A 21,495-nucleotide genomic window follows, 5' to 3' on the forward strand; every position below is an offset into this window, starting at 1 on the left:
GCCTGCGCGCGTTCAGCCGCGCTGCCCGGCCCGGTTCCCATCCGCGGACGGCTCCGGCCCGGTTCTCATCGGCGGGCGGCTCCGGCCCGGTTCTCATCGGCGATCCGCTCTCGGGGCGGTGTAGTGCCACAGCTGAGGTGCCGTCCGCACGATCATTGCGATGGTCGTCACGGTGAGCAGTCCACCGATGCAGATCGTCACCTGAGGGCCGTACGCCGCCGCGGCCATCCCGTGCAGCGGGTTGGCGAGCTGCGGGCCTCCGAACAGGACGACGGTGAGTGATCCCTGGATCCGGCCACGCATGGCGTCGTCGACCCACAGCCGCCGATAGGCGGGAATGGCCAGGGGGCGCCGGTCGAGCGTGTACCTGCCCGAAGAACGTACGGCCGGCGCGCACCGAGAAGGTCGCCGGCGGGTATGGCCCTCGCCTCCAGCGGCTTGAGCGCGTCGATGGCCGCCGCGCTCGCGAGATTCCCGCCCGGCCCGCGCGCTCCGTCGGCCACCGCCGGCAGCCGGGCGCCGGCGTAGGCGACGTCCTCGTTGCTCGTGCGAACCAGCCCCGACTCCGACCGTGCCGCATAGCGAATCCCGATCATGGTTTCCGCGTCTTCCACAGCGCTACCCCTTCCTGACAGGTAGTCGACGAGGAAGGTGGCGAGTTGGCCGCGTGCGGCGGTGTCGGCCATGACCTGCGCCCAGTAGCCGGCGACCTGCTCGGCCGCCGCCTCCGGCTCCAGGTCGCACACCCGGCGGATGCGGGCCGGCGGCATGCCCAGACGCCGTAACCACGCGATCAACCGGGCCCGCTCCAACTGTGTCGGATCATAGAAGCGGTACCCCGACTCCCCGTCCACCGCGGCCGGCCGCAGCAGCCCGAGCTCGTCGTACAGCCGCAACGCTTTCGGCGACAATCGCGCAGCCTGGGCGAACGCCCCGATCGTCGGCAGCCCCACACCCAACCCTCCTCGCATCGGCCAGGACGACCGGCGTCACGATGCTGTGCCTTCACCCAGGGGCAAGGTCCATACCTCACCGCCGGCAAGCCCACGAACAAAGCGATAGGTCGTCGGCCCCGGACAACATCGTGCCGGTCATGCCGGGCAGTTCGGCGACCGGCGGCGCTCGAGCCGACGCGACGGGTCCAAGGCGAGGGTGTCGCCGAACGCTCCCGTTCCGTGGCGGATCGCGAGCAGGACGGGCTCGTCGTACGGCGTTCGGCGTAGGTCAGGAGGTCGAGCGGCAACCGCGGCGCGATGGCGGCGAGGCGCGCAGGCGGTCATCCGGCCGGCTCCGGGCTGGAGATCGAGATCATGGCGTGACGGCTGCCGGGGGCTGCGATGCGAGGATGGAGGGATGATCAGTTTCACTTCATACGACGGGACCGTGCTCGTCTGTCATGAGCGGGGAGAAGGACCGGCGCTGGTCTGCTTGCCGGGCGGGCCGGGGCGGTCCTCGCGATACCTGGGAGATCTCGGCGGTCTGGCGGCCAAGCGTCGGCTCTTCCTGCTGGACAATCGAGGAACCGGCGAATCCGCGGCGCCACTCGATCCGGACACGTATGCGATGGACCGCATGGTCGCGGATGTCGAGGCGCTGCGTGTGCGTCTGGGGTTCGAGCGGATGGACCTGCTCGGGCATTCGGCGGCCGGAGGGCTGGCGTTGCTGTACGCGGCCCGGTATCCCGAACGGATAGGGCACCTGGTGCTGGTCACACCGAGCGTGCACCCGGTGGGGATCGAGATAACCGACGAGCAGTGGTACGCCCAGATCGAGCGCCGAGCCGACGAGAGCTGGTACGAGAGCAGGCTGCCGGACCTCAAGGCGTGGGACGCGGGCGATGAGAGCCGGCGCCTGAGGGCGCAGCCGTTCTTCTACAGTCCCTGGAACGAGACCGCCGAAGCGCACGCCACACGGTTCGCCGAACGCTCGGCCGAGGCGGCGAAGCGCTTCCACACCGACCTGCCCGCTGCCGAGAAGATCCGGGCGGGCCTGGCGAAGGTCACCACGCCGGTCCTGGTGGTCGCGGGAGAGCGGGATCCAGGACCGTTGCCCTCGCACGCGGCCGAGCTGGCCGGGATCTTCCCGCGCGGGACCGGCATCGTGCTTCCCGGGGCTCACTATCCCTGGGTCACCGCTCCGGAAACCTTCGCCGAGGCGATCGAGGGATTCCTCGGCAGCCAGACGAGTAAGTCCTAAAGCGAAGAGCAGGTACCGCCAGGTATAAGGGCGATCGCCTACGATCACTGACCGGACTTCGGACTTACTCGTCTGGGAGCCGACGGGTCGTCATCGCCTGGTCACTCATCAGTCACGGGCCCAGTCCGGTGGCGATACGACGGTGAGCTGGGGTTCACCCCTGATCGGTTCGAGTGCGTGCACGATCCGCAGGTCACCGTCGGCTGCGGCGTCCTCATCCACGAGGACCCGGCCACTACTGCCATCGGTGCTGACCAGCAGCCACGTGTCGGGGAAAAGGCTACCGTCGTCGACCAGCGCCCGGACTCCGAAAGCGCGGGTCAAGGCGGCGGCCAGTTCCCGTTCCCCCTGGCCGGTGGCGTCGGCGAGTTCGGTGTCACCGATCAGCATCCAGCCGAACTCCTCGCCGTCGTCAGGAGGGGTGAACATGGCGACCGGCCGAGGGTCGTCAGCCGAACGGTCCCTGATCCGCCCGACGTAGATCGCCTCCGGCGCGATGCCGTAGCTCTCCTTGAGAAACCGCCGTAGATCGACAGCAGGCAACTCATCTTCGAACTGAATGTAGTAAACCAACGCCCATCCCCCACCCGTCTCCGACACCAAGAGCAGCTGAAGGCGCGGCTCATCGCAGGGCCGGGCGGAAGGTCACGGGCCGGGGCCGCTCGCAGGTGCTGGCGACGGTCACCGCCGTTCCGGAGTGCGCCGAGGACAGCAGGGACTCCATGATGTCGAGCACGTGGTACGCCAGCGTTCCGCCCGCGCGGGACTCCTGGCCCGCCGGGGTCGTGGCGAGGTCGGCGAGACCCACGCCGCGCCCGGCCTCGACGTGGCCGGCCGTGGCGGGGAGGGTCTCCCAGTCCTCTTCGCCCATCCTCGCCAGCAGCACGGGACCGTCGAAGTGGTTCGGGTCGGGGACGGAGAGCGAGCCTCGTTCCCCGTGCACCTCGATGGAGGGCGCACCGGTGGCCGCTCCCTCGAAGCCCATCACCAGCGTTGACAGCGCCCCCGACGCGTGGATCAGCACGCCGGTGACGTGGGTGTCGACGGCGACCGGGATCTCCTCGCCTCGGCGGGGGCCGGTGGCGATGGTCCGCCCGGCCCGGGTGCGGCTGGCGGCGCCGATGACCGTCGTCACCGGCCCGAGCAGCGTGACCAGGCTGGTGACGTAGTACGGGCCCATGTCCATGAGCGGGCCGCCGCCGGGGGCGTAGTAGAAGTCGGGATTGGGGTGCCAGCGCTCGTGGCCGGGCGTCATCATGGTCGCGGTCGCCGCGACCGGCCTGCCGATCAGGCCGTCGTCGATCGCCTGGCGTGCGGTCTGTGTGCCGGTGCCGAGCACGGTGTCCGGCGCGCAGCCCACCCGTACCCCGGCGTCGGCGGCCGCGCGCAGCACCCGCGCGGCGTCGGCGGTGGTCGCGGCGAGGGGCTTTTCCGAGTAGACGTCCTTGCCGGCCGCGATGGCCTGCAGCGTGATCTCGGCGTGCGCGGCGGGGACGGTCAGGTTCAGTACGACGTCGACGCGCGGATCGGCCATGAGCTCCGCCACGCCCAGCACCTCGACGTCCGGACATCCCCGCACCGCCTCCCTGGCCCGTCCGGGGTCCAGATCGGCCACGGCGACGAGCCGCAGTTCGGGGAGCCGTTCGATGCTCCGGAGGTACTGGCCGAAGATGAACCCGCACCCGACGACGCCGACGTTCACCGGCTGGCCCACAGCATTCCCCTTTCGATGACGGTGCGCACGCTGTCGTCGCGCAGGACGCCGAGGTCGTGTCCAGGCGTCGCGACGAAGATCTTTCCTTCGCCCCAGCCGCGGGTCCAGATCGCCGGTGAGGTGACCTCCCTGTGCCAGGGGTCCCACGGGCGGACCTTCTGGGTCGTGGTGGCCAGTACGTCGACGTAGTCGTCGGCCAGCACCCAGTACTGCTCGGTGACGAGATCGAAGTCGGCGATGCCCGCGGTGATCGGGTGGGTCGCGGCCTCGGGCAGCATGGTGACGGTGTACGGGATGAAGTTGTCGGCCTGGGAGCCGTCCCGCTCGGCCGGGTCCTTGCCGGGATGGCAGGCGAACTGCCCGCCGATGAGGTGCAGGTAGTCGGAGGAGCCGCGGAAGGCGTCGGCGATGCCGCCGTGCCAGCCGGCCATTCCGGTACCGGCGCGGATCGCGGCCTCGAGCCCGCGCAGCTCGGCCGGCTCGATCGTGCCCATGGTGTAGCACTGCACGATGAGGTCGACATCGGACATGAACGCTGCGTCGGCGTACGGCGCGGGGGAGTCCGCCCGATGCACCTCGAATCCGTGCTTCTGGAGAAAGGGAACGAAGAGTTCGGTGGCGGCCACCGGGTCGTGCCCTTCCCAGCCGCCCCGGACCACCAGAGCTCTGCGCGCGTGATCGCCTGTCATGCTTTCACCTATCGATCGGTGGGCAAACGACTGCAATCTTCACATTTCGCGGCCAGGATCACTAATACTCCAGCACCATTGGTCACCCGCGAGTCGGGCGGCCCGGGCCGGCTGAGGCGATCCGGGTTCGGTGCAGGCCCTACGGGCATCTGGCGGCTCGGTGCCCGCTCGGTGCCCGCTCGGTGGCGAACTCCACCTCCCGGCCGGTTTCCGCCGTACCGGACCTCAGGTGTCTCGCCAGCGCCGGAAGGTCGCCGCCTGGCCCACGAGCGCGCCGTTCCCGTCCACCAGGTTCCACATCGTCACGTCCTCGATCCAGAAGCGGCGGCCGGACTTGGCGATGCGCCGTCCCCGGTAGCCCGTCGCGAAGCCGTCCCGATGCACGGCGTCCAGGAGCCGCCGGCGGTCCTCGCGGCGGTCAGGTTCCGCCGAGAGCCGGGAGGGCAGGCCGACGAACTCCCCGTAGTCGTACTCGAAGCATCGCTGGGCGGTGACGTTCGCATAGGTGAAGCGGGGGTCGTCCGCCGCGTCATGCGCGAGCACGCCGAAGGGCGCGTCCTCGTACAGCCAGCGCGCCGTGATCTCGGGGCCGGCCAGCGGGGTGCCGACGAGGCGCAGATGGCTGCCTGCCAGCAGGTCGAAGATGTCGGGATTCACGTAGCAACCGTTCGAAGTTCCTGTTTGCCACGTTAAAGGATAAAACACCCGAAAACGCCCATTGTGGGCGGTAGGTGGTGATCTTGCCGATCGCAGTGGATGAAGCTGGTTCCGTCACAGGCCGGCTTTGCCCATGGGGTTGTCCTTCCAGCGGTCGACGGCGCGGACGTAGCCGTGCACGGTGGGGGAGGTGGGCTTCCAGCGGCCCTGTTCGGCGATCTTGCCGGTGGGCACGTTCGCGTCGGCCAGGGTGGTGGCGCCGCCGGCGCGTAGCCCGTGCGCGCTGTAGCGTTCGGCGTCGGCCAGGCCGGCGCGCAGGGCGGCGTCCTTGACGATGGTGTTCAGCGTGACGCCCGACAGCCGCAGGCCGCCGCGGCCGGCCCAGCCCGGGGTGCCGCCGATGCGGCCGAAGCGGTCGACGGGCCGCAGCAGCGCCCCGGTGGTGATGCCGCACTCGCGCAGCACGGCGAGCCAGGCCTGCACCGAGCGCACCGGGCAGGTGTCCAGACGCGAGCCGTAGGGGACCGCGACGGTCTGCCCGGCGGCGTCCTGGTCGGTCTTGCTGACGGGGATGAACACCTCCAGGCCCTGACGAGGGAAGGTGAGATGCTCGCAGTCGAGGGCGGCGAGCTCGCTGCGCCGGCCCATCAGCGCGAAGCCGAGCACCAGCACAGCCCGGTCCCGGATCCCGGTGGGGGTGTCGTCGGGGGTGTGCTCGACGAGGCGGCGCAGGATGTCGACGGTGATCGGCGGGGCCTTGCGCACCGTGTTGCCGCCCTTGGTGCTCCAGTCACGGCGGTAGGCGCGCAACGCGTCGCGGGCGGCGCTGGTGTGCGGCCTGGTCAGGCCGGCCTTGCCGTGCGCGGACGACACGCAGGCCAGCGCCTGGTCGATGCTGGCCGGGGCCAGGCCGCGCCCGGCCAGCTCGGCGACGAAACTGGCCAGGGTGGCTCCGGTGGCCGGCAGCGGGGTGCGGCCGGTGGCGGTGCACCAGGACAGGTAGCCGGCCCAGATGCGGGCGTAGGCGCGGGTGGTGTTGGCCGCCGGAGCCGCCGCGATCAGCCGCGCCGCCTCCTCGGTCACGTACTCGTCGGCCGGGCGCCGAGCGCCGGCGACCGTCACCCCGTCCAGGACGACCGCGTCGTCCGCAGGTGTCGCGCCGTCGGCCGGAGCGCGCCGGGCGAGCACGGTCCCGGACGAGCCGGGCTCTTCGGGGAACGCCTCCACCCCGGCGCCATCGTCGTCGTCTGGGCGTTCCGGGTTCATCCGACCGTCCCCGCCGGCCGCGGATCCGCGGGCGGCAGCAGTGCAGGGTGAAGCCGGCCAGGCCAAGGACACGAACCGCTCCCGGTGAGCGGTGACGTGGACGTGGACGTGGACATGACGGTGGAGTCGGGTCCGCCCGGCTCAGCGGCCGTCATGCTCGGCCGGCCTGGCCGGTCGCCCGCAACGGACATCCGGTGCCGACGCGCGCGGTGAGCTCGGCCCGCAGGGTGGTGAGCTCGGCCATGCGCGCGTCGACGACCCGGATCTTCTCCTCGAGCAGCGCGGACAACGCTTCCGCGGCGTCCGGCGCGTCGTTCAGTTTCTCGCCGTGCCGTGCGATCTCCGCCAGCGAGAATCCGAGCGTCTGCGCCGTGCGGACGTAGTGCAGCCAGGCCACCGTCTCGGGGGGAAAGTCGCGATAGCCGTTGGCCGGCCGCCGGCCCGCGACGAGACCCACCTTCTCGTAGAAGCGGATGGTGTCCCTGGTCATGCCCGCCTGCGCGGCCGGCTCTCCGATGCGCATGACCCTCCGTCGAGTTCCGGGACTTGACCTTGGAGCGTACTCCACCCTTTACCGTGAGGCGTTCCCACCGTGAGACCAGCAGGAGGCTCCTCGTGATCCCCGTTCGTCAGAACGTGGCGATCGGGTTGACCGGGCTGCCGGACGTACCGGCGAAGCGGACCGGCGCGACCGCGAGGTGGAAGTCCCACTGGCCGAGCTCGGCGGCCGTCCTCGCGCACGCCTCCAGGTCGCAGTTGTCGAGCATCCACAGACCCATCGCGACGAGGCTCACGGCGTGAACCGGCATCAACACGTCTTCGTACCCCGACGGCTGAACGTCCTGGGGGGTGTCGGCGCCGATCAGCGCGACCTCCCGTTCATGCAGCCACGGCAGGCAGGACGCGTGCCACCCGGCCTGCGTGAAACCGCCGGCCGCGCCGGTCTCGTGCCGGACGCGGCCATTGCCGGTCCGCAGGAGCACCGCGTCGCCCGATCGCACCCGCACTCCCTGGCGACGCTCGGCCTCCTCGAGATCGTCGGGATACACACCCTGCCCCGGTTCCAGCCACGGCACGTCCCGCACGCTCGCGACGTCCAGCAGGACACCACGCGTGACGATCCCGTTCGCCGCCGCCGTGACGGACGCCCACGCCGATCCCGTCGCGGCGTCGACCAGCGAGTGCGGTCGCCCGTTGTACATCTTGCCGTCCCAGAAGATGTGGCACGGCGAGTCGACGTGGGTGAGGGTGTTGCCGTGGAAGGTGACGCCGAGCCGCTCGGACGAGAAGCCCCAGCGCCGGTCGTTGCGGAATCCGGGCGCCGGCATGTTCTCGGCACCCGGCATGTCGGCGGCGCACGGGCACGTCGTCGTCGACCGCTCCATGTCCTCCGGCACGGCGACCTCCCACGCGCACGACACGTTCCTGCCGTGGCGCACGGCCCGCGCCGCCGCCAGCCGGACGTCGTCGGTGATGTGGTTCAGAGTGCCGAGCTCGTCGTCGTCGCCCCACCGTCCCCAGTTCGACAGCGTTTCGAAGTAGCCGAGCACGTCGTCCTGTGTGGGCGTCGGTCGCTCTGCCGTCATTCCAGCATCGACTCCTCCGGTCACGTGGTTCGAGGCACCGCAGGCAGGGTATCCCGCCCTCTCCCTCCGTCACCGGCCGTCTGATCCGTTCGATCGAGACGGCGAGGCAGAGCGCTTCCATCGTCGCGAGCCCGACGTAGGTTTCCGGTCACAACATCAGGTAAATGCCACATGGTGATTAACCGGGACATGAGCTGGGTGCGGAAAACGATCCGCCGTGAGGTGCGGTATCTACGTGGTCAGGTGGCCGGGCTGGGCCGGCGAGGTTCCGAGCAGCGCTTCGAGGTGCGTCAGATCGCCAAGGCGACCCTGGCCGCGGCGCTCGCCTGGTTCCTGGCCGATCGGCTGCTGCCGCGCGAGACGGTGTGGATCGCGCCGGCCACTGCTGTGATCATGGTGCACGCGACGGTGTACCAGACGCTGACCAACGGGGTACGGCGGGTGTGCGCGGTGGCCGCCGGTGTCATCCTGGCCGGCAGTGTCGGCCACCTGATCGGCCTCAACGCCTTCAGCCTGGTGTTGGTCGTGCCGCCGGCGCTGGTGGCCGCGCGCTGGCGGCGGATGGGCCGGCACGGCACGGACGTGGCGACCACCGCGGTGCTGATGCTGTCGTTCGGCGCCGGCTCCCAGGAGCGCTACCTGCTGGCCTACGTGGTGGCCACCGGCATCGGCGCGCTGTCGGGCGCCCTGGTCAACGCGATGGTGTTTCCGCCGCTGTACCAGCGCCGCCCCTATGAGGCGGTGCGCCGGTTGAGCCAGGAGGCCGCCGAACTGCTGGAGGCCGTGGCGGGCGGGTTGCGCGAGCGCTGTGATCTGTCGGATCTGCCCGGCTGGCAGCGCCACGCCGCCCGGCTGGACGCCCACCTGGCCCGGGCGAGCGCGGCCATCGCCGACGGCGCGGAAAGCCGCCGCTACAACCTGCGCCGCACCCGCGTCCCCGAGACGAACGACGATCACGAAGGGCTGCTGGAGGCGATGAGCGAGATCGGCGTGCACCTGCACGCCCTGGTGCGGGCGCTGGCCTACGCCGCCCAGCGCCAGCGCCGCCACGCCGGCGGTCCGCCGTGGATCAGCGACGAGTTCGCCCGTGACTACGCCGCACTGCTGGACCTGCTCGCCCAGGCGCTCCAGGCGCAGATGCGCACCGCCGACGAGCCCGCGAGGCTGAGCGCGGTGATCTCCGCCGCGCTGGAGCGGGCCGGCGCGATCCAGGAACAGATGACCGAAGAGATCCGCACCGGCCGGCTGGACCAGCCGCACGGCTGGGCCGTGACCGGAAGCCTGCTCACCGACGCCGAGCGGATCCTGACCATCCTGACCGCCCTGCACGCCACCGCCGAAATCGCCGAGGCCCCCGAGGCCGCCGATGCCGCCGATGCCGTGGTGTGAGGCCGGCCGTCCCGCTCAAGTGGGACCGTGTCCTGCCACGGGGGTGTCCGACCGGGGCACGACCGGCCGGCCGCGACGCCGCGGAACTTCGGGAATCCTGAGCCGGCGCCGCCGTCGGTGACGTTCCGCATCGCCCCGCATCTCCGGCGAACCCGGCGCCTGCGCTCCCGGCCGCGTTCCGCGGTCCTGGGCGCGCCGGAGGCGACCTTGACCGAACCTTTCTCCGGCATCGGCCGCTCCTCGTGCGCCGCTACACCCTCGGCGGCGCGAGCACGCGCCGAAGACCCGGTACGGCCGGCAGGGGCGAGCCGGCGCCGGCCGCGCCGGCCTACGTCGCCGGACCACCTGTCAGGCGGCGTGTGCGCCTGTAAGGGGAGCCCGTCGAACAGGCTGACAACAAGATTTCCTTGTGGACGGTGTGAGCGATCCGAAACCGTGGACCCCGCCACAGGAACAACTCCCGGTATCCGAAACAGGGAAACGATGAAACCGCCCTCACGACAGAGAGGGCGCCGGACGTTCCACGAAGGGATCCGCATGAGGAAGCTCGCCGTTCGGCTCACCTGCCTGCTCGCCGTGGGCGCCGGCATCATGCCCGCATCCGGCACGGCGCTGGCGGCCACGCCGGCCTCGGTACCCTCCGGCACCGCGGCGGCCAGCCACTGTGTGGCCGACAGGCACGGGAAAGGGCTGGGTTGCTACAGCAGCCTGTCGCGGGCGATCCGGGTCGCCAACGCGGCCGGCTACGCGGTGGCCGTGCTCTACGACTGGATCAACTACAACTCCCGCGGCGACACCGTGACCATCTCCGTCCCCCGCGACTGCAGCAGGAGCACGTCCGGCAAGGCCGACTACGAGTTCAAGAGGCTGGACCACATGGGCTGGGGCGACCGGGTCAGCTCGGTGAACACCAGGCTGGGCAACGGCACGCACTGCGACGTGTTCTTCCACACCGACATAGACCTCGTACGGGACTGCGCCGGCAAGCGGTGGATCGACAGGTACGGGCACCTCGGCCACTACGGCTGCTACAAACGTGCGAGCTCGTTCAGGCTGAGCTGACCGCTCCCGAACCCACCGGCCGGGAGGACGGGGGCATCGCCGGCGGAGTGCGGGAGCGGGATCGGGGTGACGATGGCGCTCAGCCTGGTGTGGCCGGGCCTGGTGTGGCCGGCCGAATGACCGTCAGGCTGAAGCGCCCCCGGCGGTGGCCGCGTGCGCGAGAGCCGCATCGGCACCGTCGAGGTCGAAGGTCGTGACGTCGAATTGACGGAGATCCAGCAGCCCCGTCCGGGCCAGCCGGATGAGCTGGACGTCGGCCTCGCGGGGGTACATCCACTGTCCGCGGATCGTGATGTCGTTCCTCATGACCCACGGCGGGCGCGATCACGAGGCCCGCCCCCATGGCCAGGGCGACCGCGACGGCGGCACTGCCGAAGTTCCCGGTGGCGTGCAGCGGGTTGATCCTCTTGCGGGGCGTGCGGGCTTTCATGCGATCTCCTCCAGGTCAAGGATGTGGGCGAACGGGTCGTCGTAGCCGGTCCAGGCGTCAGAGCCGGCCAGCGTCTCCTCCTGGGTGAGCAGGCAGGAGTCGAGCAGGGCGTGCAGGCGTTCACGGTCGAGGTCGGGGCCGGTGAAGACCAGGTGCTGCACCCGGTCGCCGGTGATGGCGTCCCAGTCGAGGGCGGCAGCGCTGCGGCGGGCGGGGGAGACCATCTCCCAGGCGGCTTCGGGCAGCGCGGCGAGCCACGGTCCGGTGTCCTCCACCGAGACGGCGCCTGCCACCGCGTCCCAGGCCAGCAGGCGTTCGGGGCGGGTGGCCAGCCAGAACCGGCCGCGGGAGCGGACCGAGGTGGTGGCCAGCTCGTCCACGGCGTCGAAAAGGCGGGCCGGATGCAGCGGGCGCAGCCGATGCCAGACCACGGTGGTGATCTCGTCGGTGCGGGCGTCGACGGGCAGCTGGGCGGTCGCCGGGTCGACGCGCTCGGCCAGCGTGCCGGCGCACAGGGCGGCGCCGGTCACCTCGGGCAGGGTGCCGGCACCGAAGATCGGGGTGATGGGCGCGAGGTGGCCGAGCACGGCGCGGGCCAGCTCGTCGTCCTCGTCGTCCCCGTCGTCACCGCCGTGCAGGACCAGGCCGGTGGCGTACTCGATCTGCCGGGCCAGCACCTCGGCCAGGTGGCGCTCGTCGCCGCGGGCCGCCGGCCGGCCGGTCTCGGTGAGGCGGTCACCGCGGGTGATGTCGACCGGCATGTGCCCGGCGTCCAGCGCGGTGAGCACCGACGTCAGGTGCAGCAGACCGCGGGCCTGCTCGGAGTCGATCGCCTCGGCCACCGGCCGGGGCTCGACCGAGTCCCACAGATCCACCACCAGCAGGCGGGCGGTGGCGGCGTACCGGATGAGCTGGGGGAGCAGGTCCTCGCGGACGGCGCAGGTGACGCAGCCGTGCGCGAGGCGTATTTCGGCCAGGTCGAGGACGCCGCCGTGGTCGCGGACGAGGCGCTCGACGCGGCCGGTGGTCACCGAGCGCAGGTCGTGGTGGACGGCGACGGCGCCGGGATGGTCGTGCAGCAGCCGGTCGACGGCGGCGGTGCGGGCCTGGGCGTGCAGGCCCGCGACGAGGACGACGGGGGTGGACACGGGATCTCCTTTGCGGATGCGGGCGGGGTGGCGCTCCTGGCGCCGCGGGCGGACGTCGATTGACGAAATGAAAACCGTTCCCATTATCATTGCATGTCTCGGCCGCTTGAGAGGAACCCCTATGGCCAGAAACGAGCTCCGCCCCGTGATCAAACTCAGATCCGGCGCGGGCACCGGCTACACCTACGTCACCCGCAAGAACCGGCGCAACGATCCCGACCGCCTCACCCTGCGCAAGTACGACCCGACCATCCGCCGGCACGTGCCCTTCCGAGAGGAGCGATGACCCCGTGAGGAAGGGCATCCACCCCGACTACCGCCCCGTGGTGTTCCCCGACCCCGGCGCGGACTTCGCGTTCCTGACCCGATCCACCATGACCGGCACCAAGACCATCGAGTGGGAGGACGGCGACACCTACCCCGTCGTCGACGTCTCCTCGGCCGGTCACCCCTTCTATACCGGCCGCAGCCGCGTACTGGACGCCGCCGGTCGCGTCGAGCGCTTCAACCAGCGCTACGGGAGGAACTGATGCCGGCCCGCTGCCAGCTGACCGGCGCCGCACCGGTGTTCGGCAACAACGTCTCCCACTCCCACCGGCGCACCCGCCGCCGCTGGAACCCCAACATCCAGCACCGCCGCTACTGGTTGCCGAGCGAGAACCGCTCCGTGCGGCTCACGCTCAGCGCCAGGGCGGTCAAGACCGTCGACAAGATCGGCATCGAGGCGGCCGTGGCCCGCATCCGCGCACGAGGAGGAAAGGTCTGATGGCCAAGAAAAGCAAGATCGCAGCCAACGAGCGCCGCAAGACGATCGTCGCCCGCCACGCCACGCGCCGGGCAGAGCTCAAAGAGATCGTCCGCACCGGCACCCCCGAACGGCGGGAGGCGGCCGTACGGGCACTGGCCCGCCAGCCGCGCGACGCCTCCGCCACCCGGGTGCGCAACCGCGATTCCGTCGACGGCCGTCCTCGCGGCCACCTGGGCAAGTTCGGCCTGTCGCGCATCCGCTTCCGCGAGATGGCCCACCGCGGCGAACTGCCCGGCGTCACGAAGGCGAGCTGGTGAGCCGTGGCCGTCCCCAAGCGCAAAACCTCCCGCAGCAACACCCGCCACCGCCGCTCCCGGTGGAAGGCGACCGCCCCCGACTTGGTGCCGATCACCGTGAACGGGCGGGAACCACTGGTGCCCCGCCGCCTGGTTCGCGCCTACCGGCGCGGACTCCTCACCCCCTGACCGCGCCCTGACCTGTGACGGTGCAATCGCCCGGACGGCACGGACACGGTTCACCGTGATCGAGGACGTGTTCGTCCACGCACTCGCCGGATGCGCCCGGTCACCCGTGCTGGACCTGGGCCGCGGCCCGGGGCCGCTGGCGGCACGGGTGACCGGCCTGCGAAGCGCCCCTTATGCCTTTCCAGCGGTCTTCGCCGGTTTGGCGGGAGAGGCCGCAGGTGCCCGGAATCAGGGCCGCCGCTCCGGCCTGGATCTCTGACCTGGTCGCCCGACGTCTCCGGGGCGCGAGGATGCCCCCAGGTCACCGAGCGGGGAGTGGCACGCCACCGGATCCAGGGTGGCGAGGGCCTTCGACAGGTGATGCAGGCACGTGCTCGACTGCGGGACGGAGGTCCTTGCGCAACATGTCGACAGAGGTCCGGCCGTCAATCTTGTAATAAATCTACATTGTAAAGGAAATGTCCGAAATTTCAAGATCATTTACAACGGGCTAAAGACTCATCGACCACAGGCAGGGCTCGCTCTGAGCGGCTTACGCAAAGGCATGCTCGACAAGCGCTGCCGACCGTCTCGCTCACCGTTTTCAGGCGGGGTTCTTGCGGGCCACGAAGAGCACCCGGTCCTCCTGCTCGGGGTGTTCGGCCGGGGTGAGCGGCCGGTCGGGCGTGGCGACGCGGCAGTCGCTCCAGCCGGCGTCCTTCATGAGCTCGACCACCTCGCCGACCGGGTGGGCGGTGTTGACGATCGTGGATTCGAACCGGTCGTAGCGGCCGTCCTCGGCGCGCACGACTCCGGAGATCCGGAAGAACCCGCGTCCCTCCTCCTGGTTCATGGCGCCGCGGAACAGGAACATCGCGGATTTCTCGTCCTTGATCCAGATGCGGTTCACCGCCTCCAGGCCCTTGGCGGTGGTCAGATCGAAGGCGAACATGCCGCCGGGTTCCACCGCACGGTGGACGGCCCGCAGGTAGGAGCCGACCTGGTCGAGGTCTGTGAAGTGGTTGGGGATGTCGTAGGTGGAGAAGGCGAAGGGGACCGGTGCGGGCACGGTGAAGTCGGTGGCGTCGGCGTGGATCAGGGTGACCCGGTCCGTGGCGTCCTTGAACCGTTCGTGGGCGCGGTCCAGCATGGCCTTCGACAGGTCCAGGCCGGTGATCCGGTATCCCTCGGCGAGGAAGCGTCCGGCCACGATGCCGGTGCCGCAGCCCACGTCGAGTACGCGGCGCTCTGTGTCGGGCATGACGGCTTGGTGGAGTCGCAGGAGGGCTCTGGCGATTTTGCTGGGGTAGAAGCTCCAGAACTCGTCGTAGATCTTGGCGTGCAGGTCGACGTATGCCTCGGTCGTCACAGTGTGATCCCTTTCGTGGCGGGCGGTCTGCAGCGAGGGCGCACAAGGTCCTTGATTCGAGAGAATCTTATTTATATGATCATCGAATTAATGGGAGGTGTCAACGATCGCCGATGAAGGGCCGCGTCGCGGTCGCCGGGTCGGCGAGAACGTGAACCCTCGGACTGCGAGCCCGGCCGGACCGCGCCGCCGAAGAGGTCCGCCCCCGGCCGCCGGGGTGTCGGTCTTCGAGGGCGGTCCGCAGGTGGCCCGGGTTTCGCGGCCGTCGTCTGAAGGGAAGGTTGTCATGATCACTACCGTTTACCGTGTCGAGGGTATGACCTGCGGTCACTGCGTTTCCGCCGTCACGGCCGAGGTGAGCAAGGTGGCGAGCGTCACCGGCGTGCAGGTCGACCTGGAGAGCAAGGCGGTGACCGTGACCAGTGACCGGCCTGTGGACGAGGCGGTCATCGGTGCCGCGGTGGACGAGGCCGGCTACGAGCTCGTCGGCCGGTAGGGCCGCGGGGCGGATCGGCCGCTTCCGGGTACGGCTCGCGGGGTGGGCGATGCTACGGCTTGCCTAGAAGTTAGACGGATGTCAATATAGAGACATGTCTAAGGTTGGAGCGACGTCAGGGTCGACGGCTGTCTCGCCGTCGCAGGGGTGCTGCGCTCCGCTGGAGGCTGTGCCGCTGGATCCCGCGCACGCCGCCGACATGGCCAAGATGTTCAAGGCGCTGGGGGATCCGGTGCGGCTGCGGCTGCTGTCGCTGATCTCCGCTCACCCCGACGGCGAGGTGTGCGTGTGCGATCTGACCGATCTGTTCGACGTGGCGGCTCCGACGATCTCCTACCACCTGAAACTGCTGCGCGAGGCCGGGCTGGTGGATCACGAGCGGCGTGGCACCTGGGTGTACTACCGGCCGGTGCGTGAGCGCATGTACCAGCTCTCGGCGCTGCTGGCCGCCTCGGACATGGCGCTGCCCGCGCGGTGATCGGGCGTCGCGTGCCGGTGGCCGACGTGCCGGTGGCCGACGTGACGGGGGTCAGGGGGTCGTCTTGGCCGGTACGGTGAGCACCTCGCTCAGCCGTTCCAGGGCGGCGGGCACCACCCAGTAGAAGACCCAGGTCCCGCGCCGTTCGCAGCCGATGAGCCCGGCCTGCCGCAGCACCCTGAGATGGTGGGAGATCGTGGGGCCGGTCAGGTCGAACGCCGCGATGAGGTTGTTCACGTAGGCTTCGCCGCCGGGGTGGGAGGCGATCAGTGACAGCAGTCGCACCCGCACCGGGTCGGACAGGGCTTTGAAGGCGGTCGCGACCTCTGCCGCCTGGTCGACGTCTATGGGCGCCGCCGCCAGAGGCGAGCAGCAGATGTCCATCCGCGGGCACGCCTGTTTCGACATATGCCTATATTGACAGGCTTCTATACGGATTGCAATGACGATGTGTCGATGTGACCAGTCGTGTCCTCGTTGTATCGCCGCTGCGTAGGGGGCGGGAGGCGCGGTCGCGAGAGCGGGGGCCATGTCCGGCGAAGGCGCCGGCCGGAGGACCGCGGGAGCCGGCCGGGCAGCGGCGGGAGACCGCCGTGGGGTCGGGTCAGCACACGAGCCAGCCCTTCTCGGTGGCCTTCACGCCGGCTTCGAAGCGGCTTCGCGCGCCGAGCCGGTCCATCAGGTCGGCGACCATGCGGCGGTGGGTGCGTAGTCCGATGCCCAGCTTCTTGCTCGCGGCCTCGTCGGTGAGGCCTTGGGCCAGAAGCCGGAGCAGTTCCTGCTCCTGTCGGGTGATGTCGTCCTGGCAGCGGTTTCGGACAGTGCCGAAGGGGGTGGCCGAGGCCCAGACCTGCTCGAACAGCGCGATGAGCGCTGTGATGATCCCCTCGCCGCAGATTTCCACGGCGCCTTTGCCGCTGTGCTGGGGGTCGAGCGGGACCAGTGCCAGCCCACGGTCGAAGATCACCATTCGCAGCGGCAGGGTCGGCGCGGTGCGGACCTTTCCTCCGCGCTCGGTCAGCCAGCGCGCGTAGGTGAGTGTTGAGGCGTCGTTGCAGGCGCTGTCGAGGTAGACCGTGCGGACGTCCACCCCCCGTTCCAGCAGCATGTCGTCCAGCGGCCTGCTGGCCTCCAGGCTTTCCGATGACTGGGCGCCGCCGGGCATGAAGGACAGGCATTCCGAACTCGCCCAGCGGGCCAGCGTCTCGATGCGGGCCCGGACGGCCTCGACGCTTTCCAGGCGGTCGCATTCGTCGCGGGCGCCGACCGCGCACAGTTCGCTGTACTCGTCGATCAAGCGGTTGACCGCGTGTTCCGCCGCGACGAACTCCTCCTGGCGGCGCAGCAGATCTGTTCGCTGGCGTTGGAGCAGGGAGTGGAAGGCGACGCTCGGGCTGCCGGGCCGCAGCGCTCCGGACGAGCGGCGCAGGAGGGAGAGGTCCACCAGTCTGTCGATGGTGCTTCGCACGTGTGTCTCGGGGATCCCGAGCTTCGCGGCGATCTCCGAGATGCCCCATTCCTTCTGGGTCAGTACCAGACGGTAGATGGAGTCCGCATGGTTGTCCAAGCCCCATTCCTGAAGCACAGTGTCCCCCCAAGCCCCCCTATGGTGGTCGAGATCATTAAATAGCACGAAACTTCAACTGTCCATGTCAAATGGTCGGTATGAGTGGCTGTCATGTCACCTGGGCTGCCGAAGGTGTCTTCCGCGTCGCAACGGTCTGAACTGGGTAATTGCCGCGGGGCGCCCTCTGGGGTTTGCGATGTGAACTTGTGGGGTGACGGTCGGTCGCCGGTAAGTGCCCGTATCGGAAAAATGACGGAGACCCTCATTCCTGGTTTTCGCTCGTGGTTTAGAACTATTACCGGACAAAGGCTTGACAGGCGCTCTGATAACGGGCTCGGCGTGCGGCTCGTTGCCGTCTCGGTCGGCTGTGGTGCGTGTTCGTCGGCGTTGGCCGAGGACGGGGCCGGCGTCACTGCGGGGTGCGAGATGTGCTGGCCATGGGGTGCCCGACGGTCCCGATGGCGTGGCCAAGGCGATCTCCGCCGCACTGGCACCATGTTGCCGGGCATCTTGCTGCCTGGCTTGACCACTTTCCTGAATGGTTGGTGAACATGACAGTGGTGGCGAGCGGCAGCGAAGGTGGTTGAAACGGGATGGACCCGAAGTTGCCGACCGTAAGTGGTTCGTACATCGACCGGTCCGGGGGGAAGCAATGATCCTTGCGCGAGCCGCCGGCCTTGCGTTCCGTGCTTTCTCGTTCGGCGCATTCAACCAGGTGCGCCGCGAAACCGTCGTGGGGAATGTAGCGGTCCCTGCCGGAAGTGACCATTGGAATCCGATTTCACCTTCTCGCCGCCTCGATGGTGGGAGAACGTGCCCGACTGCTTCGATGTTCGGCGCCGGTTGACATTCATCGCCGGGACACCGAAGAACACCCCGTGTACGTGGCCACGGTGACGCTGACCGCGACCGCCGCGGCCGCTCGACGCCAGATCGCGTCACCTCTGGTGACCGACATCCTGTGGGCCGCGGCCGTCCCGGCCGACGATTTGGAACACCTTCACTCGCGGGCCGTGCCGGAGCGGATCGACCTGACCTTCTTTCATCGGAGCCCGGATCCGGAGCGGGCCGACGCCGCCGCCGTGCGCATCTGCCGCCGGGCGCTGGACAACTCCCCGGCTCTTCGCGGCTGGGTGCTGCACAGGTAGTCGTGGTCGAGGTGGCCCTCCTGGCCGGGCCGCCCGTCCGTCATGCCGCTGACCGGTGTCAGGACGCACCGGCATTTCCTTCAAGGAGACACGCGATGACCTCACCTGCTCCCGATCCCCGCCGCCAGGCGGCCGAACTGACCGTGCGGCCGCTGGCCGCCGTCGACGCCGAGGTGAAGGTGCTCGGCTCCAAGAGCTACACCAACCGCTATCTGGCGATCGCGTCGTTGTCGGGTCGGGAGACGACCCTGGACAACGCCCTGGTCTCCGACGACACCGTGTACTTCTCCCGCGGGATCGAGGCTCTGGGCCACGTACGCGTCGACATCGACGAGCGGCGGGGGCGCATCCACGTCACCCCCACCGGTGAGCCGATGAGGGCCCCACGGGAGGAGATCTTCATGGGCGGCGCGGGAACCCCCTTGCGCTTCCTGATCTCCATGGCCGCTCACGCGTCCGGGGTGACCACGATCACCGGTAACGCGCGGATGCAGGAGCGGCCCATGGGTGACCTGCTGGCCGCGCTGCCCGCGCTCGGTGTGGAGGCGGTCAGCGTCCGCGACAACGGCTCGCCGCCGATCAGGGTCGTCGGGAAGTCGTTTCGGGGCGGCGCCACCCGGATCAGCGGGGCGGTGAGCAGCCAGTTCACCTCCAGTCTGCTGATCAACGCGGTGGCGGCCGAAAGCGATGTGGAGATCACCGTCGTCGACGATCTGATCTCCAAGCCGTACGTCGATATGACCGTCGCCGCGCTGGCGGAGATGGGCGTGCAGGTCAAGCGGGACGGGTACACCCGCTTCACCGTCACCGCCGGGCAGAGTTTCCGCGGCGGCCCGGTCACCGTGGAACCGGACGCCTCCGGCATGTCCTATCTTCTGGCCGCGGCGGCGGTGCTCGGCGGTCGGGTCACGATCCCGGGCATCGGCCCGGACTCCCACCAGGGGGACGTCGGCCTGGTCGAGGTGCTGACGCGGATGGGCTGCACCGCCTCCTTCGACGACGGCGCGATCACGCTCAAGGGCGGCGAGCTGCGCGGCGTCGAGGTCGACATGGACAGCATGCCCGATGTGGTGCCCACGCTGGCGGTCGTGGCGGCCTTCGCCGAGGGCCGCACCCACATCAGCAACATCGCCAGCCTGCGGGTCAAGGAGTGCGACCGGATCGCGGCGGTGACCACCGAACTCCGCAAGATGGGCATCTCGGTCGAGGAGTATCCGGACGCGATGACCATCACCGGCGGCACGCCGACCGGGGCGGTCATCGACACCTACGACGACCACCGGATCGCGATGTGCTTCGCCATCGCGGGCCTGCGCACCGAGGGGGTGGTGATCCGCGAACCCGGCTGCGTCGCCAAGTCGTTCCCGACGTTCTGGCAGACCCTCGACACCCTCTACCCCGACGGGGTGTCGACCCGATGAGCCCGGTCCCAGACGGTTCGGGAGGCGCCGGAGGCGTCGTGCTGGTGCTGGACGGGTGGGGGTACGCGCCGCCCGCGCCGGGCAACGCGCTCAGCCGGGCCTCGACGCCGTACCTGGACGCGCTGACCTCGGGCCCGGGGGCGACGTTGCTCCAGGCCTCCGGTGAGGCGGTCGGGTTGCCGGCGGGAACGGTCGGCAACTCCGAGATCGGGCACATGGTGATCGGCGCCGGGCGGCCGCTGCCCTACGACAGCCTGCTGGTGCAGCAGGAGATCGACAGCGGGGCGCTGGCGGCCAACGCGTTGCTGAAGGAGACCTGTGCGCGGCTCGCCGCGAGCGGGCGGGCCCTGCACCTGATCGGCCTGTGCTCTGACGGCCAGATCCACGCCCACGTCGACCACCTGCGCGAGCTGCTGAGGATCGCGGCCGTGGAGGGGGTGGGCGCGGTGTGGATCCACGCGATCACCGATGGCCGCGACGTCGCCGACGGCACCGCGGCCGCCTACCTGGAACGGGTCGAGAAACTCGCCGCCGAGGCGGGCGCCGGCCGGGTGGCGAGCGTGGTCGGGCGCGGCTACGCGCTGGACAAGAGCGGAGATCTGGAGCTCACCCGCGCGGCCGCGCTCGCGATGGCCGACGGGACCGGAATCGGCGTGGCGCACCCGCGCGAGGCGCTGGAGGGTCCGGAGCCGGGTGATGTGTGGGTCCGGCCGAGCGTGGTCGTCGACGCCGCAGGGGCGCCGCTGGCGGCGATGGGCGACGGCGACGCGGTGCTGTTCACCAACTTCCGCAGCGACCGCATCCAGCAGCTCGCCGACTACCTGGTGACGCATCTGGAGTCGCGCGCTGTCACGGTGCTGAGCCTGGCCCGCTACGACACCCGGGCCGCGATCGCGCCGCTGGTGGATCGCGCGGACGCCTCCGGGGGGCTCGCCGACGAGCTGGAGCGTCACGGATTGCGCTCGGTGCGCATCGCCGAGAGCGAGAAGTTCGAGCACGTCACCTACTACCTCAACGGCCGTGACGCCCGGGTCCGCGAGGGTGAGGAGCAGGTGAGGATCGCCGCCGAGGGCCCGCCGGACTACCGGTCGGCCCCGGCGATGAACCTGCCGCGCGTGGTGGCGGCGGTGGCCGAGGCCGCCGGCCGTGCCGACGTCGCGCTGGTCGTGGCCAACCTCGCCAACATCGACGTGGTCGGGCACACCGGCGACGCCGAGGCCACCGTGGCCGCGGCCGAGCACACCGACGAGGCGGTCGAGGCCATCTGCGCGGCGGCCCGCCGGAGCGGGCGATGGGTGCTGCTGGTGGGTGATCACGGCAACGCCGAGCAGATGCTGCGGCCCGGTGCCGACGGCGGCCCGCGACCCTACGGAGGGCACACCACCAACCCGGTGCCGTTCGTCGTGGTGGCGGCGCCCGGCGGGCCGGCGGCGCGAAAAGCGCCCGCCGGCGGCACGCTCGCCGACGTCGCGCCCACCGTGCTGGCCCTGCTGGGCCGTTCGCCCGGTGCGGTCATGACGGGAAGGCCGCTGCTGTGAGCGCGCACGCGCCGGATCGGCCCCGAACGTCCACCCCCGCCGGCCACCTGGCGGCCAGGGGTCCTCGGGCGCGGCCGCTGCTGTTCCTGTACGGCGCGGTGAGCACGCAGGCAGGCACGGACGAGGTGG

Annotated in this window: 26 protein-coding genes; 13 read left to right on the forward strand and 13 right to left on the reverse strand. The window is 70.2% G+C overall.

Going from position 1 to position 21,495, the window contains the following annotated elements; genetic code table 11:
- Nucleotides 1-197 precede the first annotated feature (197 nt).
- Nucleotides 198-953 (reverse strand): helix-turn-helix domain-containing protein, encoded by a 756-nt coding sequence (locus AB0F88_RS26480; RefSeq protein WP_362689371.1) that lies wholly within the window; start codon nt 951-953, stop codon nt 198-200.
- A gap of 400 nt (nt 954-1,353) precedes the next feature.
- On the opposite strand from AB0F88_RS26480, the gene AB0F88_RS26485 reads away from it, so the two are divergent.
- Entirely contained in the window at nt 1,354-2,196 is an 843-nt protein-coding gene (locus AB0F88_RS26485; RefSeq protein WP_362689374.1) for an alpha/beta hydrolase, read from the forward strand.
- A 108-nt stretch (nt 2,197-2,304) separates the two neighbouring features.
- On the opposite strand, the gene AB0F88_RS26490 is transcribed toward AB0F88_RS26485, so the two are convergent.
- The 7 genes from AB0F88_RS26490 to AB0F88_RS26520 all read right to left on the reverse strand — a co-directional run bounded on the left by AB0F88_RS26490 (nt 2,305) and on the right by AB0F88_RS26520 (nt 8,108).
- On the reverse strand, nt 2,305-2,796 hold the full coding sequence (locus tag AB0F88_RS26490; RefSeq protein ID WP_362689377.1) for a hypothetical protein: 492 nt from the start codon (nt 2,794-2,796) through the stop codon (nt 2,305-2,307).
- Between the two features lie 22 nt (nt 2,797-2,818).
- A complete protein-coding gene (locus tag AB0F88_RS26495; RefSeq protein WP_362689380.1) occupies nt 2,819-3,910 on the reverse strand; it encodes a Gfo/Idh/MocA family oxidoreductase in 1,092 nt (363 codons plus the stop codon).
- Complete coding sequence (locus tag AB0F88_RS26500; RefSeq protein WP_362689383.1) at nt 3,895-4,599, reverse strand: ThuA domain-containing protein; 705 nt, start codon at nt 4,597-4,599, stop codon at nt 3,895-3,897. The genes AB0F88_RS26495 and AB0F88_RS26500 overlap by 16 nt, the downstream gene beginning before the upstream one ends.
- 225 nt (nt 4,600-4,824) lie before the next feature.
- On the reverse strand, nt 4,825-5,256 hold the full coding sequence (locus AB0F88_RS26505; RefSeq protein ID WP_362689386.1) for an MEKHLA domain-containing protein: 432 nt from the start codon (nt 5,254-5,256) through the stop codon (nt 4,825-4,827).
- Nucleotides 5,257-5,370: 114 nt separating this feature from the next.
- Complete coding sequence (locus AB0F88_RS26510) at nt 5,371-6,522, reverse strand: site-specific integrase (RefSeq protein WP_362689389.1); 1,152 nt, start codon at nt 6,520-6,522, stop codon at nt 5,371-5,373.
- 151 nt (nt 6,523-6,673) lie between these two features.
- Nucleotides 6,674-7,045: a MerR family transcriptional regulator gene (locus tag AB0F88_RS26515; RefSeq protein WP_362689392.1), complete on the reverse strand. Its 372-nt coding sequence runs from the start codon at nt 7,043-7,045 to the stop codon at nt 6,674-6,676.
- Between the two features lie 106 nt (nt 7,046-7,151).
- Nucleotides 7,152-8,108 (reverse strand): cyclase family protein, encoded by a 957-nt coding sequence (locus AB0F88_RS26520; RefSeq protein ID WP_362689395.1) that lies wholly within the window; start codon nt 8,106-8,108, stop codon nt 7,152-7,154.
- A gap of 189 nt (nt 8,109-8,297) precedes the next feature.
- Between AB0F88_RS26520 and AB0F88_RS26525 the strand changes: the two genes are divergently transcribed.
- Complete coding sequence (locus AB0F88_RS26525) at nt 8,298-9,497, forward strand: aromatic acid exporter family protein (RefSeq protein WP_362689398.1); 1,200 nt, start codon at nt 8,298-8,300, stop codon at nt 9,495-9,497.
- 537 nt (nt 9,498-10,034) lie between these two features.
- The gene (locus AB0F88_RS26530) at nt 10,035-10,559 is read left to right on the forward strand and encodes a hypothetical protein (RefSeq protein WP_362689401.1); all 525 of its coding nucleotides are present in this window, start codon (nt 10,035-10,037) and stop codon (nt 10,557-10,559) included.
- A gap of 123 nt (nt 10,560-10,682) precedes the next feature.
- Here the strand turns inward: AB0F88_RS26530 and AB0F88_RS26535 are convergent, their stop codons facing one another.
- Entirely contained in the window at nt 10,683-10,865 is a 183-nt protein-coding gene (locus AB0F88_RS26535) for a hypothetical protein (RefSeq protein ID WP_362689404.1), read from the reverse strand.
- A 120-nt stretch (nt 10,866-10,985) separates the two neighbouring features.
- The gene (locus AB0F88_RS26540; RefSeq protein WP_362689407.1) at nt 10,986-12,137 is read right to left on the reverse strand and encodes a GTP-binding protein; all 1,152 of its coding nucleotides are present in this window, start codon (nt 12,135-12,137) and stop codon (nt 10,986-10,988) included.
- Nucleotides 12,138-12,258: 121 nt separating this feature from the next.
- Here AB0F88_RS26540 and rpmG point away from each other — a divergent pair, with 121 nt between their 5' ends.
- The 5 genes from rpmG to rpmF are packed head-to-tail and all read left to right on the forward strand — an operon-like array spanning nt 12,259 to nt 13,370.
- A complete protein-coding gene (rpmG, locus tag AB0F88_RS26545) occupies nt 12,259-12,423 on the forward strand; it encodes a 50S ribosomal protein L33 (protein WP_362689410.1) in 165 nt (54 codons plus the stop codon).
- A gap of 4 nt (nt 12,424-12,427) precedes the next feature.
- Complete coding sequence (locus AB0F88_RS26550) at nt 12,428-12,667, forward strand: type B 50S ribosomal protein L31 (protein ID WP_362689413.1); 240 nt, start codon at nt 12,428-12,430, stop codon at nt 12,665-12,667.
- Nucleotides 12,667-12,903, forward strand: coding sequence for a 50S ribosomal protein L28 (gene rpmB, locus AB0F88_RS26555; RefSeq protein WP_362689416.1), 237 nt, complete (start codon nt 12,667-12,669; stop codon nt 12,901-12,903). Before AB0F88_RS26550 ends, rpmB begins: the two co-directional genes overlap by 1 nt.
- Complete coding sequence (rpsN, locus tag AB0F88_RS26560; RefSeq protein ID WP_362689419.1) at nt 12,903-13,202, forward strand: 30S ribosomal protein S14; 300 nt, start codon at nt 12,903-12,905, stop codon at nt 13,200-13,202. The genes rpmB and rpsN overlap by 1 nt, the downstream gene beginning before the upstream one ends.
- Nucleotides 13,203-13,205: 3 nt before the next feature.
- Entirely contained in the window at nt 13,206-13,370 is a 165-nt protein-coding gene (gene rpmF, locus AB0F88_RS26565; protein ID WP_362689422.1) for a 50S ribosomal protein L32, read from the forward strand.
- A gap of 583 nt (nt 13,371-13,953) precedes the next feature.
- On the opposite strand, the gene AB0F88_RS26570 is transcribed toward rpmF, so the two are convergent.
- Entirely contained in the window at nt 13,954-14,718 is a 765-nt protein-coding gene (locus AB0F88_RS26570) for a class I SAM-dependent methyltransferase (RefSeq protein WP_362689425.1), read from the reverse strand.
- A 286-nt stretch (nt 14,719-15,004) separates the two neighbouring features.
- Here AB0F88_RS26570 and AB0F88_RS26575 point away from each other — a divergent pair, with 286 nt between their 5' ends.
- A complete protein-coding gene (locus tag AB0F88_RS26575) occupies nt 15,005-15,214 on the forward strand; it encodes a heavy-metal-associated domain-containing protein (RefSeq protein WP_362689428.1) in 210 nt (69 codons plus the stop codon).
- A 94-nt stretch (nt 15,215-15,308) separates the two neighbouring features.
- The gene (locus AB0F88_RS26580; protein WP_362689431.1) at nt 15,309-15,692 is read left to right on the forward strand and encodes a metalloregulator ArsR/SmtB family transcription factor; all 384 of its coding nucleotides are present in this window, start codon (nt 15,309-15,311) and stop codon (nt 15,690-15,692) included.
- A 51-nt stretch (nt 15,693-15,743) separates the two neighbouring features.
- Here AB0F88_RS26580 and AB0F88_RS26585 read toward each other — a convergent pair whose 3' ends face one another.
- Complete coding sequence (locus tag AB0F88_RS26585; RefSeq protein ID WP_362689434.1) at nt 15,744-16,100, reverse strand: metalloregulator ArsR/SmtB family transcription factor; 357 nt, start codon at nt 16,098-16,100, stop codon at nt 15,744-15,746.
- 196 nt (nt 16,101-16,296) lie between these two features.
- Nucleotides 16,297-17,259: a helix-turn-helix transcriptional regulator gene (locus AB0F88_RS26590; protein ID WP_362689437.1), complete on the reverse strand. Its 963-nt coding sequence runs from the start codon at nt 17,257-17,259 to the stop codon at nt 16,297-16,299.
- An 878-nt stretch (nt 17,260-18,137) separates the two neighbouring features.
- Between AB0F88_RS26590 and AB0F88_RS26595 the strand changes: the two genes are divergently transcribed.
- The 3 genes from AB0F88_RS26595 to gpmI all read left to right on the forward strand — a co-directional run bounded on the left by AB0F88_RS26595 (nt 18,138) and on the right by gpmI (nt 21,366).
- Entirely contained in the window at nt 18,138-18,407 is a 270-nt protein-coding gene (locus AB0F88_RS26595) for a hypothetical protein (RefSeq protein WP_362689440.1), read from the forward strand.
- A gap of 95 nt (nt 18,408-18,502) precedes the next feature.
- The gene (aroA, locus tag AB0F88_RS26600; RefSeq protein ID WP_362689443.1) at nt 18,503-19,828 is read left to right on the forward strand and encodes a 3-phosphoshikimate 1-carboxyvinyltransferase; all 1,326 of its coding nucleotides are present in this window, start codon (nt 18,503-18,505) and stop codon (nt 19,826-19,828) included.
- Nucleotides 19,825-21,366, forward strand: coding sequence for a 2,3-bisphosphoglycerate-independent phosphoglycerate mutase (gpmI, locus tag AB0F88_RS26605; protein WP_362689446.1), 1,542 nt, complete (start codon nt 19,825-19,827; stop codon nt 21,364-21,366). Before aroA ends, gpmI begins: the two co-directional genes overlap by 4 nt.
- The last annotated feature ends 129 nt before the right edge of the window (nt 21,367-21,495 follow it).

The organism is Streptosporangium sp. NPDC023963 (assembly GCF_040639135.1).
In the GTDB taxonomy this organism is placed as follows: Bacteria; Actinomycetota; Actinomycetes; order Streptosporangiales; family Streptosporangiaceae; genus Streptosporangium.